Genomic DNA, 14,370 nt, shown 5'->3' with positions numbered 1-14,370 from the left:
GCCCTTGGGATACTGATGGATCACGAACAGCTAATACACAGCTTCGTCATGGCGGGGTACGAGTGCTCGGCCCAGCGGCGCCGCGACGGTCGCCGGCTGGATATGCTGCACGCCACCGGCCATGCGCGCTGGGCCGAGCAAGACTACCAACAGCTGGCAGCGCTGGGCGTTCGCAGTGTGCGTGATGGCCTGCGCTGGCACCTGATCGACCGGCGGCCGTATCAGTACGACTGGTCAGAGGTGTTGCCGATGATCGCAGCAGCCCGCCGTACTGGCATTCAAGTGGTCTGGGACCTTTGCCATTACGGCTACCCGGACGACCTGGACATCTGGCGACCGGCGTTCGTCGAGCGCTTTGCCCGCTTCGCCGCCGCTTTTGCCAGCCTGCTTGCCGACGGTGGCGAACACGCACCGCTGCTATCGCCGATCAACGAAATTTCATTCTGGAGCTGGGCCGGTGGCGAGGTTGGCTATTTCAACCCGTGTGCCACCGGGCGCGGCCAGGAACTCAAGCACCAGCTTGTGCGCGCGAGCATTGCAGCCATCCAGGCCATCCGCGAAGTGGTGCCGGCAGCGCGTTTTCTGCAATGCGACCCGCTGATCAACGTGTTGCCCACCAGCCGGCGTGCCGAACACATCGCCGCTGCCGAAGCCTACCGGCTGGCGCAGTACGAAAGCTGGGACCTGCTGACCGGGCGAAGCTGGCCGGGGCTAGGCGGCCAGGAAGCTTGCCTGGATATCGTCGGGGCCAATTTCTACCCGCAAAACCAGTGGTACTTTTCGGGCGAGAAAATTCCACCAGGCCACGCCGATTTCCGCCCATTGCAGGGCATGCTCAGCGAGCTGCATCAGCGTTACCAACGCCCTGTACTGCTGGCCGAGACCGGCGCCGAGGACACCGCCCGGGTGCCCTGGCTGTGCTATGTCAGCGCGCAGCTGCAACTGGCCCGCAGTCGGGGTGTGCCGATCATCGGGCTGTGCTGGTACCCGTTTCTGGATTATCCGGGCTGGGATGATGACCGCTACTGCCCGACGGGGGTGTTCGGTTATCCCGATGCCAGCGGCAGCCGGGCGCCCTTCCATCCCCTGCACCTGGCGTTGCAGCAAACCTCGGCGCAGATGAACCGGCAACACTGCAACCCGCGGGTCAGCCATGAACCCTGAGCAGCGTGACTCGCCGCTATTGCCTGACCGGCCGGTGGCGTTCCTGTGGCGTTACGTTAAACGCAGGCCGTGGCCCTTTGCCGCGTTGCTAACGCTGATCGTGGGTGCGGCCAGCTGCGCGGTAGCCGTGCAGTACGGCATGAAACTGCTGGTGGATGCCATGGCCGACGGCCCACAGGGCGCCGGGCGGGTATGGTTGCCGTTCGCGCTGTTCATCAGCTTGATCGTGGTGGAAAACCTGTTCTGGCGCAGCGGCGGCTACCTGGGTTGTCGCACGGTGGTGGCCAGTTGCGCCGACCTGCGTATCGAGTTGTTCAACCACCTGACCGGCCACCCGATGCGCTACTTCACCCAGCATTTCGCCGGTGCCTTGGCCAACCGGATATCCTCTGCCGGCGCGGCGGCGGGCTCCATCTATGGCGGGCTAGCCTGGAAAATCATTCCGCCCTGTGTCGATTTCGTCGGCGCTGTGATCGTGTTGTTGACGGTTCAGGTGACGATGGGCCTGGCCCTGATCGCCAGTGTATTGGCCGTGGCCACACTGATCACGGTAATGGGCATTCGCGGCCGCAGCCGGCATATCGACTTCGCCGCGCAATCGGCCCGGGTGGGTGGCGAGATTGTCGATCAGGTCAACAACGTCTGGACCATCAAGGCATTCTCGGCACGCGAGCGCGAACGTCGCCGCCTCGAGCAAGCCATCGGGGTCGAAGCCACGGCGCAGAAACGCAGCTGGATCTACCTGGAGAAAGCCAGGGTGGTGCATGACCTGTGCCTGTCGGTGATGGCCGGCGCCATGCTCGGGTGGGCCATCGTGCAGTGGCGAGCAGGCCAGGTCACGGCCGGGGACGTGGTCATGGTCAGCGCGCTGACCTTCCGCATTCTGCATGGCTCGCGCGACCTGGCGCTGGCCTTGGTGGATACCTCGCAGCAGCTTGGGGTAATTGCCGAAACCCTGCGCATCATCGTACAGCCCCACGCCTTGGCAGACACCCCCAAGGAGCTGCCCAGCAGCCACGGCAGCATTCGCTTCATCGATGTCAGCTACCGTCACGGCAACGGCCAGCGGGTATTCCAGCACTTGTTTCTGGACATACCTTCGGGGCAGAAAGTGGGCATCGTCGGCCCCTCCGGTGCCGGCAAATCCACCCTGATCAGCCTGGTACAGCGACTGGATGACGTGCAAGGCGGGGTGATTCTGATTGATGAACATGACCTGCGCACCGTCAGCCAGGACAGCCTGCGACGGCAAATTGCAGTAGTACCCCAGGAGCCAGCGCTGTTTCACCGCAGCGTGCTGGAGAACATAGGCTACGGCCAGCCGGATGCCACCCCGCAGCAGATCATGCAGGCGGCGCATCAGGCGCATTGCGACGATTTCATCCGCGCCCTGCCCCAGGGCTATGCCACCCGCGTGGGCGAGCGCGGGGTGATGCTGTCCGGCGGACAACGCCAGCGGCTAGGCCTGGCCAGGGCATTTCTGAAAAATGCGCCGATTCTGATCCTCGACGAAGCCACCTCCGCACTGGATTCAACCTCCGAAGCGCAGATCCAACAGGCCCTGGATGAGCTCATGAAAGGGCGCACCGTGCTGGCGGTGGCGCATCGCTTGTCTACCGTGGCCCGGTTCGACCGGATCATCGTCTTACGCAACGGGCACATCGTCGAAGACGGCCCGCCCGACACCCTGCGCCATGCAGGCGGGACGTTTCAACGGCTGTGGGAAGCCCAGGGCATGGCACTCGGTGTGACCCGGTAGCGGTTCCCGTGCCGGCCTCTTCGCGGTTGAAACCGCTCCCACACCGGTAACGCTCCCCGGTGTAGGAGCGGGTTCACCCGCGAAGAGGCCCGCACAGGCAAAAAAAAGCCACAAGGTCTCCCCCGTGGCTTTCCTTCACAACAATGGCCGCTTACAGCGCCATGTCATTCTCAGGCTTGCTTTCAACCGGCTGGCTCGGCGCAACGGTGGTACCGACGCTGGCGTCGATCACCGGTGGCTTCTGCAGTTGCAGCACTTCAGCCGTGTAGTTCCACTCTTTCTGAGTGGCCGCGGCCGAGTCGTTCAGCTTAGTGCCGTAGCTCGGTACGATTTCCTTGATCTTGGCCTGCCACTCTGGGGTAGCGACCTTCTCCTTGAACACGGTTTCCAGCACGTTCAGCATGATCGGTGCAGCGGTCGAGGCACCTGGCGAGGCGCCCAGCAGGCCGGCGATGGTGCGGTCCTGCGAAGCCACCACTTCGGTACCCAGCTTCAGCACGCCACCCTTCTCGGCATCACGCTTGATGATCTGCACGCGCTGGCCAGCCTGCCACAGTTTCCAGTCTTCCTTCTTGGCGTTCGGGAAGTAGGTGCGCAGGGCTTCGAAGCGGTCGTCGTCAGACAGCATCAGCTGGCCAGCGAGGTACTCGACCAGCGGGTACTGCTCGATACCGACCTTGGTCATTGGCCACACGTTGTGCATCGTGGTGCTGCCCAGCAGGTCCAGGTACGAACCGTTCTTCAGGAACTTGGTCGAGAAGGTGGCGAATGGGCCAAACAGGATCACGCGCTTGCCGTCCAGCACGCGGGTGTCCAGGTGCGGTACCGACATGGGTGGCGCACCGGTCGAGGCAATGCCGTAGGCCTTGGCCATGTGCTGCATGGCCACGGTCGGGTTCTCGGTCACCAGGAACGAACCGCCCACCGGGAAGCCTGCGTATTCCTTGGCTTCAGGGATGCCCGACTTTTGCAGCAGCTTAAGTGCGCCACCGCCGGCACCAATGAACAGGAACTTGGCGTCGGTGGCCGACTCGGTACCGTCCTTCAGGTTCTTGTACTCGACGTGCCAGGAGCCGTCCTTGTTGCGGCTGATGTCCTGCACTTCGCTGGACAACTTCAGGTCAAACTTGTCCTGGGTCTGCAGGTGGCCGACGAACTGGCGGGTGATCTCGCCGAAGTTGACGTCGGTGCCGATTGGCGTCCAGGTCACGGCCAGCTTCTGGTTCGGGTCGCGACCTTCCATCATCAGTGGGACCCACTTGGCGATCTGCGCGTGGTCCTCGGAGTACTGCATCGGGCGGAACAGCGGGCTGGCCTGCAGCGCGTCGTAACGCTTCTTCAGGAACTTGATGTTGTCATCGCCCCACACGAAGCTCATGTGCGGGGTGGTGTTGATGAACGAGTGCGGGTTCTTCAGCACGCCCTGGCGTACCTGCCACGACCAGAACTGGCGGGAAATCTGGAACGCCTCGTTGATTTCGATGGCCTTGGCGATGTTGACGTTGCCGTCTTTGTCTTCCGGGGTGTAGTTCAGCTCGGCCAAGGCAGAGTGACCGGTACCGGCGTTGTTCCAGCCGTTGGAGCTTTCTTCAGCCACGCCGTCCAGGCGCTCGACCATTTCCATCGACCAGCTTGGCTCCAGCTCGTGCAGCCACACCGCCAGGGTGGAGCTCATGATGCCGCCGCCGACCAGCAGCACGTCTACTTTCTTGGTTTCTGCGGCGTGCGCTTGCATGAAGCTTGCAGCGACAGCCAGACCCAGCAAGGTCTTGCCAGCTTTCTTGAACATTGATCAATTCCAGTCATAAGAACAGAGGGAGGGCCTGTGGCTGGCCCCGGTAAAGCGTGTTCTTCAGCGCAGGCTTGTTATTGATCATTGTTCAGCAGCCAGAGAACCAGAAAACGACTCGGCCTTTTGTCGAATTGACCGACAAGGCTGAATCGTTTTTCTGATTGTATCTGAAATGCCAGCACAAACAAATTGCAGGCCGATGCGCAAGGCGACGGGTTGCCCCAGCGGCGGATTGTCACGCTCAAAAACAAAAACCCCCGGCCATGTGCATGACCGGGGGCCTTGGATCACGCCGCAAGCGTCGCGATCAGGGTACCGCCAAGATTACTGCTGCTGAGGCAGTTTATCGATTGGGCCGCAGCCACCGATGATCTTGGAGATGGAAACCGAAGGGTGGAACAGGTAGTCGTAGGTGCAGTTTTTCGGTTGGTTGTAGACCTGGCCAGTGCAACCCGACAGCAGGGCAACACCCGATACGACAGCAACGGCAACAGTGGCCTTGAACAGCTTTTTCATTACTCAGTCCTTTAAATGAATCATCTTCGGCCATCGTCTGATGGCGGCGGGATGATACAGAAACTGAGCTTTGGATCCAAGTCGCTGACAGCACAAGTTTGTTGCAGGCGTGCAACAACAAGATGTGGCGCAATAAATATCCCAACTGGCCGAACGCATGCGCGCCAACCCGCGTATTAGCAATATGTTCGAGCGGCGGGGGGGGCTTGCCTGGTAGGGTTTGGCATCAAGCTGGCGGCGATGCGCTGATCACAACAGGGTGCAGTGCCCCCTTCTGCTGGCATGTGGCTTGCCGCCGCGGCCGGCATTTAACGCAAGGATGACCGCAGCATGCAAACCAAAGGTAAAGGGCGTTTTACCCTATGCCGCACCCACGCGCCAACCGCACGCTACTATTACAAAAAAACAGCTTATGCGCAGCGCCCCACCCGCTGACGGCATCGGCACCTGGAGTTCTGCTATGCCTGCGCATGTCTTGGAAACTACCGCCATTGAATTGGCTACCTTCGTCAACGATCACTTCCATGATCGCGGCATCCGCCCGGACGGGGTAATTGCCCAGTCCTGGTACCGCAGCATTAACCAGCATCAGCTCAACCCTCGGGCGGTAAACGCGAAACACATCCTTACCGCAGAAGAAATTCGCCAGCACCAGGCCCAACACCAGGAATACCTTTCCATAGCCAGCCAGGGCGTCACTGGCCTGGCCAAGCGCGTGGTGCCGGCTGGCTTTGCCGTGCTGCTTAGCGATGAACAAGGCATTACCCTTGACGCTCGCCTGCCCAACCAGCCCGACCCTTATACCCAATCCGGGCTGATCGTCGGCGCGCGCTGGACCGAATCGGTGGCCGGCACCAACGCCATCGGCACCGCCCTGGCGGCCGAACAGGCGATGATTATTCACCGCGAAGAGCACTTCCTGACCTCCAACTTCCGCCTCAGCTGTTCCGTGGCGCCAATCTTCGACGCTCAAGGTTTGCTGCGCGGCTGCCTGAACGCCACCTACCTGAACAGCGTCGGGCCGAAGGAATCGCAGTACCTGACCCTGCAACTGGTGATCATGTATGCGCGCATGATCGAGAACTCGCACTTTCGCCAGCGCTACCGCGACTGCCTGACCTTGGCAATCAAGCCGCGCGATGACATCACCGACCTAGCCAACGAACAGCTGCTGGCCTTAGACGAAAGCGGCCGAGTGGTCGGCGGTAACCGTGCGGCCTTTATCGCCTACGACACGGTGCAGAACCAGTCATTGCTTGGCCGACATATCGACACCCTGCTGCCGGCGAATGTCGACGAACTGCTGAACATGACCAGCGGTGGCGCCCGGGGCGTACAACTGCGTGCACTGATCGACGAAGCATTGGTCGACGTCGGTCTGCGTATCCCCGTTGGCCGCCTGAAACCAGCCTCACCAAAACGCCCGAGCAACCTGCAGCACCCGCAACTCGACCAACTCGGGGGCCGCGATCCAGTTCTGCAAGAGGGGGTGCGCCGTATTCGCAAGGTACTCGACAAGCGCATCCCTATTCTGATCACCGGCGAAACCGGCACCGGAAAAGAAGCCTTCGCTCGGGCAATCCACCAGGCCAGCGCACGCCGCAATGGCCCCTTCGTGGCACTGAACTGCGCCGCGCTTCCTGAAAGCCTCATCGAGAGTGAACTGTTTGGCTACCGTCCTGGCAGCTTCACCGGCGCCGACAAAAAAGGCATGAAAGGCAAACTGGAACTGGCCAATGGCGGCACGTTGTTCCTCGACGAAATTGGCGATATGCCGGCCCCCCTGCAAACCCGTTTGCTGCGCGTGCTGGCCGAGCGGGAAATTAGCCCCATCGGTGCAGCGGCGCCGGTGGCACTAGACGCCCAGGTTATATCGGCTACCCACCAAAACCTGGCCGGCATGATCAGCGCTAAGCAGTTTCGAGAAGACCTGTTCTACCGCCTCTGCGGCATGACCCTGCACGTGCCTGCCCTGCGCGAACGCAGCGATCGCGCCGAACTGCTCGATGAACTGCTGGCCGCGCAGCCTGGTGCGGCCGGGTTACGCATGGACAACGAGGCGCGGGCCCGGCTACTGGCCTACGCCTGGCCCGGCAATATCCGCCAACTGCTTAATGGGTTGAGTTACGCGGTGGCGCTGGCGGAAGGCGGAGTGATTGATAGCGATTGCCTGCCAGCGGAACTGCAAGGCGTGTTGACAGCACTACCGCCTGCCTTGGCACCTGTAGCGCCGCCCACTGGTAACCTGGCCGAACAACTGGGCAACGAGGAGGCACGCCACCTGTATGCCACGCTGCGCCAGTATCGGTGGAATGTCACTGCGGCGGCCGACAGTTTTGGGATTTCGCGCTCCACCCTGTATCGCAAAATGAAAAAGCACGGGATCGTGCAGCCCAACGAGTTGTTTTAAGCACCACCCGCAAAAGAAAGGCCCTCCATTACCGTAGTAATGGGGGCCCAAAGCAGTGCTTAGCCAGCACTGCAACAACCGGGCGCTTTAACGCTCGGCCGGCACTCACTCCTGGATGTACACCACATGGGTATGGGTGAACTCGTACAACCCATGCTTGCCATCCGCCCCGCCGATGCCGGACTTACGCGTGCCGGCATGGTAGCCCTGCATGGCTTCGAAGTTTTCGCGATTGATATATGTCTCGCCAAAGTCGATCTCGCGAGCGGCCTTTAGCGCGGCCCCCAGGTTGCGCGTGTACAGCGACGAGGTCAGGCCGTATTCGCTGTCATTGGCCAAGGCGATGGCTTCATCTAACGAATCGACTACCTGCACCGGCAAAACCGGCCCGAAGATCTCTTTGCGCATGATCTCCATATCGGCCTTGCAGCCGGCCAGCACGGTGGGCTGGTAGTGGAAGCCTTTGCCCAGGTCGGCGATGTTGCCGCCGGTGATGATCTGCGCACCCTGGCTGCTGGCGGTCTTGACCATTTGCGCCACCTTGTCCAAGCCGATCTGGTTGACCAGCGGGCCCATATCCAGATCAGCATCAGTGGACGGGTCACCGTATTTGGTGGCGGCCATGGCGCTGGCCAGTTTGTCGATAAACTCATCCGCGACACTACGCTCGACGTACACCCGCTCAGCGCAGTTACACACTTGCCCGGTGTTGATTACCCGCGAGGCGGTGATGGCTTTGACCGCCAGCTCCAGGTCGGCATCACCCAGCACAATGGCAGGCGCCTTGCCGCCCAGTTCGAGGTTGAGTTTAGTAATGTTCGGTGCAGCGGCCGCCATGATTCGCGAGCCGGTGCCAACGCTGCCGGTGAAGCTGATCAGGTCGATACCAGCATGGCTGGCCAGGGCGTGCCCTGCGCCTGCGCCAGTGCCGCTGACGACGTTGAAAACGCCGGTAGGCAGGTCGGTTTCAGCGACCAGACGGGCGAATTCGAAGCAGTTGATGGGCGTCTCTTCGCTGGGTTTGATCACGATGGTGTTGCCGGTGATCAGTGCCGGTGCCATCTTGCGAGCGATAAGGAAGAACGGGAAGTTCCACGGCAGAATGCCGGCCACCACGCCCAAGGGTTTACGCTGCAGGAAGATATGCTCGCCGGCACGGTCGCTGGTCAGTACTTCGCCTTCCAGGCGGCGCGCCCACTCGGCCATGTAATCGAGGTAGTCGGCAGTAAAGTTCACTTCCACCAGCGCCAGGCCCGGTACTTTACCCTGCTCCTGGGTAATGATGCGCGCAATGCGCTCAGCGTTGGCGCGCACTTTGTTGGCGATTTGACGCAGATAGCCGGCACGCTCGATAGCCGGTTTAGCGGCCCAGCCTTTTTGCGCTTTACGCGCGGCGGCGATGGCGCGTTCGACTTGTACGTTGGTGGCCTGGGGCACCCGCGCCAGCAGGGCGGCGTCAGCCGGGTTGTACACTTCGATCAGTTCTTCACTGCCAACAAAAGCGTTGTCGATAAAGTTCTGGTAGGTGACGATCTCGCTCATTGCAGTTTCTCCTGTCCATGAAAAAGCCCGCCAGAGCGGGCGCATAAGACTTAATTGCTTGCAGTTTTCTTGGCGGCGGCCTGCTGTTCTTGCAGGTCATAGGCGCGCTTGATCAAGTACTGATGCACGGCTTCGGCCTGCGGCATGTCGAGATGCCCTTGGAACGACGGCATGCCGTCAGGGATACGGCCCCCGTAAATGATGCCGAAGAAGCGGTCGTGGTTGTCCTTGCTCATGGTGCGCAAGTCAGGCACTACACCGCCGCTGATGGCGTTGATGCCGTGGCATTGCGAGCAACTGGAGTTGAACAGCTCACGGCCTTGGTCAATTTGTGCGGGCGTACCGGTCAGTTTCGGCGGCTCGGGTTTGCGATCGGCGAAACGGTCCTCGAGGCCCGGCAGCGTTGCGTTGCCGCCAAGCTTGTAGGTCAGCACCTGCGCATTGGGTTTAACCCCGGCACGCAGCGACAAGGCGCCGGCAAAGGTCGAGAACGCGCCACCCCAGCCAGCCATGAAGGTCACATACTGTTCACCGTCCACTTCATAGGTCACCGGGGCAGCCATCACGCCGGTGTTGGCAGGAGATTCCCAGACCTTCTTGCCGGTATCGGCGGTGTAAGCCACCACGCGACCATTTGCAGTACCTTCAAACACCAGGTTGCCGGCAGTGCTCAGGGTGCCGCCGTTGAAGATGGTGGTGTATGGCACTTCCCAACGAGCTTCCTGCTTGACCGGGTCCCAGGCGATCAGCTTGCCGGTCCAGGTATCAGCGATCTTACGCAGGCCTTCAGGGTCTTCAGGCATCATCCCGGTGTTCACGTCAAGCTGGTAGATGCTCTTGAACTGGGAGCGCGGCGGTGCGCCGTCAACGTCCTGATACATGGCCGACATGATGTGCGCCGGGATATACACCAAGCCCGTTTGCGGGTTGTATGACATTGGGTGCCAGTCGTGCGCACCCCAGAAAGCGGGCTGGATCAGGCGGGCTTTCTTCTCTGGATCTTTCCAGTAATCGGAGACTTTTTCGTTGCGGATCGGCCGGCCGGTTTTCATGTCGATACCGGTGGCCCAGTTGACCGGGATAAAGTTCTTTGCCGACAACAGCTCGCCGGTGGCGCGGTCGATCACGTAGAAGAAACCGTTTTTGGGCGCCTGCATCAGCACCTTGCGTTTCTTGCCCTCGAGTTCCAGGTCCACCAGCATGATGTGCTGCGTGGCGGTGTAGTCCCAGGCATCGCCAGGGGTGGTCTGGTAGTGCCAGACATACTCGCCGTTATCCGGGTTGATGGCCACAATGGACGAAAGGAACAGGTTGTCGCCTTTGCCTTCGCTGCGGATGCGCGGGTTCCACGATGAGCCGTTGCCCACGCCGATGTACAGCAGGTTCAGCTCCGGGTCATAGGACATCGAGTCCCACACAGTGCCGCCACCGCCCTGCCTGTGGTAGTTGTCACCGAACCAAGTCTTGGCGGCGATTTCCATGCCTTTGCCCTTAGGCATTTCCTTGGGGTCACCTGGCACGGTAAAGAAGCGCCAGTCCTGCTTGCCAGTCTCGGCGTCATAGGCAGTGATATAGCCGCGCACACCGAACTCGGCGCCGCCGTTACCGATGATGACTTTGCCTTTGACAATGCGCGGGGCGCCGGTGATGGTGATGCTGCGGGATGGGTCGCTGCGGGTATCGACGCTCCACACCTTTTGCCCGGTCTTAGCGTCGATGGCTTCCAGACGGCCATCCAGCACGCCGACATACACCTTGCCATTCCACACCGCTACGCCACGGTTCACGGCGTCGCAGCAAGCTTCACCTGCGCGCGAGCGGTCGGACTGCGGATCATATTTCCACAGCAGCTTGCCGTCGCGTGCATCCAGTGCGTAGACGATGGAAAACGGCCCGGTGGTATACATCACCCCATCAACGACAATCGGCGTGGCTTCCACACCTCGGTCGATATCCAGTTTGTAGCTCCAAGCCAGGCCGAGCTTGTCGACATTGCCGTCGTTGATTTTTTTCAGTGGGCTGAAGCGTTGTTCATCGTAGGTGCGGCCGGTGGTCATCCAGTTACCCGGCTCGCTGTTGGCCGCACTGATCCGCGCGCCATCGACAGCGGCAGGCTGCGCAGGCGCCGCCAGCGCATGGCCGGAAATTGCCGCGCCCAGTAGCAGTGAAACGAAAAGACTTTTTGCCAGTGAGGGAGCAAGGCAGTGCGGCAGGCCAATCTGATTCATCGGGGGATCTCCAGTTCTTATTAGGGGCCAGCGCTAGGCGCGGATGGCTGGAAGGAACTGGAGCAATGCCTATGCCAACAGTTTTGACACAGGCTACAGAGCAGGCACGGCGGGGCCTGTAGCGAAGCGCTGGATGAAAAGACGTCGCTACACCTGTCGCACGAGAGGGACGGTGATGCGACAGGTGTAGCGATTTCCTCTAAATCATCCTGCCGCCGGGTGCGAAAAGCGCACGCTGATTAAGCCGGGGCGCCTTGCGCCCCTTTCACAGCTTGCATCTGGCGCGCCAGCGGTTCAATGCTGGCGGCGCATGAATTCTGCAAAGAGCGGGACAGTGAAGTCCAGCACACCATGGTCGGTGCTATAGGCCATACCCTTGGCAATGACCTTGGCCCTGATGGGGCCCAGCGACGATTGGGTACGCCCCATCGCCTTGGCGATATCACCCACCGCATACGGCCCATTGCCTAGGCCGGACATGGCCCTGACGAAAAGCACTTCGCTTGGGGTCAGTTGGTCGATACGGACCCTGAAGAAACCCGCATCCAGCAAAGCCAGGGTTTCCGAATAAGACTGAACAACATCGTCCAATGATATTTCCGGCCCTTCTGCGTAGTTCCAGGCCGTGGACGCCCACTCCTGCAGAAAGAACGGATAGCCCTTTGTGCGCACCACAATCTCATTCAAGGCGGCGTCTGCGATGGACGCCTCTTCTTCCAGAATCGGCTTGAGCACCGCCTGGGCCGCAGCATCGGCATCCAGTGCATTGATTTCGGGATAGAGGAACAGCCGCTCGGCATATGACTTCGCCTCCCCTGCCAGGCGCGCGACCTGGGGCAGCCCGGCGCCTACAAGCAGTATCGGCAGGCCTTCCTGCGACATGCGGTGCATGGCGACGATCAACGCCCTGAGGTCGGCTTCACTCAGGTACTGGACTTCGTCGATCAGCAGAATCCAGCCCTTGCCAGCAGCCTTGGCTGCCCGCCCAATTACGTTGAACAGGTCTGGCAGGTCGTATTGCAGGTTGCCACTGTCGGCAAGCCCTGGCTCCGGCTCTACGCCAACTTCCACGCCGGCAATATCGATCTTGAAGATGGAGGCAAACCCGCGCAGGCCTTTGAGGCCCCGGTTTGCAATCTGCTTGGCGGCTTCCACGGTGGAGAGCGAGCGCATGACCTTGCGCATTTCCGGGTAAAGCAGACGGGCAAGGCTTTCCTCTTCCGGCGACTCGACCTTGGAGACCAGCAGGCCCGCCTGCTCGGCAATTTTTCCGACTTCGTTCAGCAACACCGTCTTGCCGGTGCCGCGTAAGCCGAGCAGCATCATTGACCGCGCACTGCGCCCGTTGATTGCCCGGCCGCAGGAGACACGGGCGTGTTCAAGCACCGTGTCGCGCCCTGCCAGCTCGGGCGGCCTGCTGCCGGCACCGGGGGCGAAAGGGTTACGGTACGGGTCCATGGGCTACCTCCAGGCAACGGTTATAGCAATAGATAGCTAAGTCTAGCGATTTTCGCTATCTATTAGTAGATTTCGCTAGCCGTCAGTATTTTGCGCCCGCCGAGCCTGCGCTTCCTACAGCAAAAACTCAGAAACATCCCCTTCCTTGTAGGCCATTTCCCAAACATACTGCCAAACTGCTCAAACGCTTGCGACGGGTCATGTCGCGCTCTAGTCTCGGCTTGTCGTTGCAAAATCAACGACCGGCTTTGACAGGCCGACAATTTTCCCGCACACGTGCACTGTTTATGGCGGCTGTACGTGGGGCACCTCCGTGTGCGCCGAGTTGCTCCGGGATCCTCGGTCTGTCAACCCATGTACAGCTGCCACCCTCTTGTTTGACAGCAAGCTTGCGGCAGCTCCAATGATCCTGGAGATGTGTATGCGCAAGATGGTCCCCGATCCACCCTACTCCCTCGATTCGGTATTGATGCAATTGCGGATGCGGCCGCATTTACCTACTGAGCCTTACACCTTGCATTAGCAGGCCCGGCCTCTTCGCGGGTGAACCCGCTCCTACAACAGGACAGCGCGGTCGTTGTAGGAGCGGGTTTATCGATGCGTCGAACCGCCGCGAACAGGCCAGCCCAGACAACCAAGATTCCAGGGAGATAAAAACAATGCCAACCGACAACACTCAAGAACCCACCACCGTCGGCAAGACCTGCTTCTACCAAGGCGAAAACAACACCCACCCGCTGTTCCGCATCGAACCCGGCATCCCCTGCCAGGACGCCCGCGAACAGGCATCGGAACTGATGGGCTACGTGCGCGACCTGATCATCACCGGCCTGATGGAAGGCGACCAGAAACTGATCTGGGCCTCGCATTACCTCAGCGCGATGGCCAAGGCGCTGCTGGATGATGCTGAGCTGGGGATGATGAAAAAATGAGCGGCTTGAAGGGGTATTGAGAGAGGGACGGCGATTTGCTCGCCATGGGATAGGGTAATGACTGATAAGTGCCCGTCTCAGGTTCTGATGTGATGCGGACATCGAGCGCCGCCCGCGCGGCGCTTCGCGGCACAAGGCCGCTCCCACATCTATTTCTGGCCAATTATTCCTGTGCCTTTGGCGCGCGCCCCCTGGGTGCATGGCTTAAGATTAATGAAGAGCAGTGGCGCAGCCGATATCAAATGGAACAAACAAGGCGGCCAGCGGTGAACTCACAAGAGTGATTGGCCCGAAACAGACTGTGGGAGCGGGCTTGCCCCGCGAAGCGCCGCGCGGGCGGCGCTCGCTCTCGCCGACGACAAAAGAATCGCGTTGAACATCTTCCAACCCAAAACGAAAAAGCCCCGCAGACGTTAATCTGCGGGGCTTCATCTTGTATGGCGGAGAGATAGGGATTTGAACCCTAGGTACTGTTGCCAGTACAACGGATTTCGAATCCGTCCCGTTCGACCACTCCGGCATCTCTCCAATGCCGCGCATCATACCAGCGTTCTTTTAAAACGCAAACC

9 protein-coding genes, 1 tRNA gene and 1 pseudogene are annotated in these 14,370 nt (G+C 60.6%); 5 read left to right on the top strand and 6 right to left on the bottom strand.

What is annotated here, in order from left to right; all coding sequences use genetic code 11:
- The first annotated feature begins 15 nt into the window (after positions 1-15).
- Together ACI2KG_RS11775 and ACI2KG_RS11770 are read left to right on the top strand one after the other, a co-directional pair.
- Complete coding sequence (locus tag ACI2KG_RS11775) at positions 16-1,164, top strand: beta-glucosidase (protein WP_404662017.1); 1,149 nt, start codon at positions 16-18, stop codon at positions 1,162-1,164.
- A complete protein-coding gene (locus ACI2KG_RS11770; protein WP_404662016.1) occupies positions 1,154-2,923 on the top strand; it encodes an ABC transporter ATP-binding protein in 1,770 nt (589 codons plus the stop codon). The genes ACI2KG_RS11775 and ACI2KG_RS11770 overlap by 11 nt, the downstream gene beginning before the upstream one ends.
- Before the next feature lie 151 nt (positions 2,924-3,074).
- On the opposite strand, the gene mqo is transcribed toward ACI2KG_RS11770, so the two are convergent.
- On the bottom strand, positions 3,075-4,712 hold the full coding sequence (gene mqo / locus ACI2KG_RS11765; protein WP_404662015.1) for a malate dehydrogenase (quinone): 1,638 nt from the start codon (positions 4,710-4,712) through the stop codon (positions 3,075-3,077).
- A 327-nt stretch (positions 4,713-5,039) separates the two neighbouring features.
- On the bottom strand, positions 5,040-5,231 hold the full coding sequence (locus ACI2KG_RS11760; RefSeq protein WP_003254720.1) for a YhfL family protein: 192 nt from the start codon (positions 5,229-5,231) through the stop codon (positions 5,040-5,042).
- 142 nt (positions 5,232-5,373) lie between these two features.
- Here ACI2KG_RS11760 and ACI2KG_RS11755 point away from each other — a divergent pair.
- Together ACI2KG_RS11755 and ACI2KG_RS11750 are read left to right on the top strand one after the other, a co-directional pair.
- A pseudogene (locus tag ACI2KG_RS11755) lies at positions 5,374-5,480 on the top strand (lysine transporter LysE); the annotation flags it as partial.
- Positions 5,481-5,691: 211 nt separating this feature from the next.
- Positions 5,692-7,641, top strand: a complete 1,950-nt coding sequence (locus ACI2KG_RS11750) for a sigma-54-dependent Fis family transcriptional regulator (protein WP_404662014.1) — start codon at positions 5,692-5,694, stop codon at positions 7,639-7,641.
- Positions 7,642-7,746: 105 nt separating this feature from the next.
- Here ACI2KG_RS11750 and aldA read toward each other — a convergent pair whose 3' ends face one another.
- The 3 genes from aldA to ACI2KG_RS11735 form a co-directional block, all read right to left on the bottom strand.
- Entirely contained in the window at positions 7,747-9,183 is a 1,437-nt protein-coding gene (aldA, locus tag ACI2KG_RS11745) for an aldehyde dehydrogenase (protein ID WP_404662013.1), read from the bottom strand.
- A gap of 50 nt (positions 9,184-9,233) precedes the next feature.
- Positions 9,234-11,411 carry a PQQ-dependent dehydrogenase, methanol/ethanol family gene (locus ACI2KG_RS11740; protein WP_404662012.1) on the bottom strand — a complete coding sequence of 726 codons (2,178 nt, stop codon included), beginning with the start codon at positions 11,409-11,411 and terminating at the stop codon, positions 9,234-9,236.
- Positions 11,412-11,705: 294 nt separating this feature from the next.
- Positions 11,706-12,869, bottom strand: coding sequence for an ATP-binding protein (locus ACI2KG_RS11735; protein ID WP_404662011.1), 1,164 nt, complete (start codon positions 12,867-12,869; stop codon positions 11,706-11,708).
- A 659-nt stretch (positions 12,870-13,528) separates the two neighbouring features.
- Here ACI2KG_RS11735 and ACI2KG_RS11730 point away from each other — a divergent pair.
- Complete coding sequence (locus tag ACI2KG_RS11730; protein ID WP_336333902.1) at positions 13,529-13,801, top strand: DUF3077 domain-containing protein; 273 nt, start codon at positions 13,529-13,531, stop codon at positions 13,799-13,801.
- 438 nt (positions 13,802-14,239) lie between these two features.
- On the opposite strand, the gene ACI2KG_RS11725 is transcribed toward ACI2KG_RS11730, so the two are convergent.
- Positions 14,240-14,329: transfer RNA gene (locus ACI2KG_RS11725), tRNA-Ser, on the bottom strand.
- Between the last annotated feature and the right edge of the window lie 41 nt (positions 14,330-14,370).

The sequence above is a fragment of the Pseudomonas sp. NPDC089407 genome (genome assembly GCF_044900445.1).
Taxonomy (GTDB): domain Bacteria; phylum Pseudomonadota; class Gammaproteobacteria; order Pseudomonadales; family Pseudomonadaceae; genus Aquipseudomonas.
Note: the sequence above shows the minus strand (reverse complement) of the source record. Positions and strands in the feature narration are given on the sequence as shown.

Bases quoted from the DNA above. Each gene is read 5' to 3' on its own strand.
- ACI2KG_RS11775 (WP_404662017.1), top strand. From the start codon at position 16: ATGGATCACGAACAGCTAATACACAGCTTCGTCATGGCGGGGTACGAG.
- ACI2KG_RS11760 (WP_003254720.1), bottom strand. From the start codon at position 5,231: ATGAAAAAGCTGTTCAAGGCCACTGTTGCCGTTGCTGTCGTATCGGGT.
- ACI2KG_RS11770 (WP_404662016.1), top strand. From the start codon at position 1,154: ATGAACCCTGAGCAGCGTGACTCGCCGCTATTGCCTGACCGGCCGGTG.
- ACI2KG_RS11740 (WP_404662012.1), bottom strand. From the start codon at position 11,411: ATGAATCAGATTGGCCTGCCGCACTGCCTTGCTCCCTCACTGGCAAAA.
- ACI2KG_RS11735 (WP_404662011.1), bottom strand. From the start codon at position 12,869: ATGGACCCGTACCGTAACCCTTTCGCCCCCGGTGCCGGCAGCAGGCCG.
- ACI2KG_RS11730 (WP_336333902.1), top strand. From the start codon at position 13,529: ATGCCAACCGACAACACTCAAGAACCCACCACCGTCGGCAAGACCTGC.
- mqo (WP_404662015.1), bottom strand. From the start codon at position 4,712: ATGTTCAAGAAAGCTGGCAAGACCTTGCTGGGTCTGGCTGTCGCTGCA.
- ACI2KG_RS11750 (WP_404662014.1), top strand. From the start codon at position 5,692: ATGCCTGCGCATGTCTTGGAAACTACCGCCATTGAATTGGCTACCTTC.
- aldA (WP_404662013.1), bottom strand. From the start codon at position 9,183: ATGAGCGAGATCGTCACCTACCAGAACTTTATCGACAACGCTTTTGTT.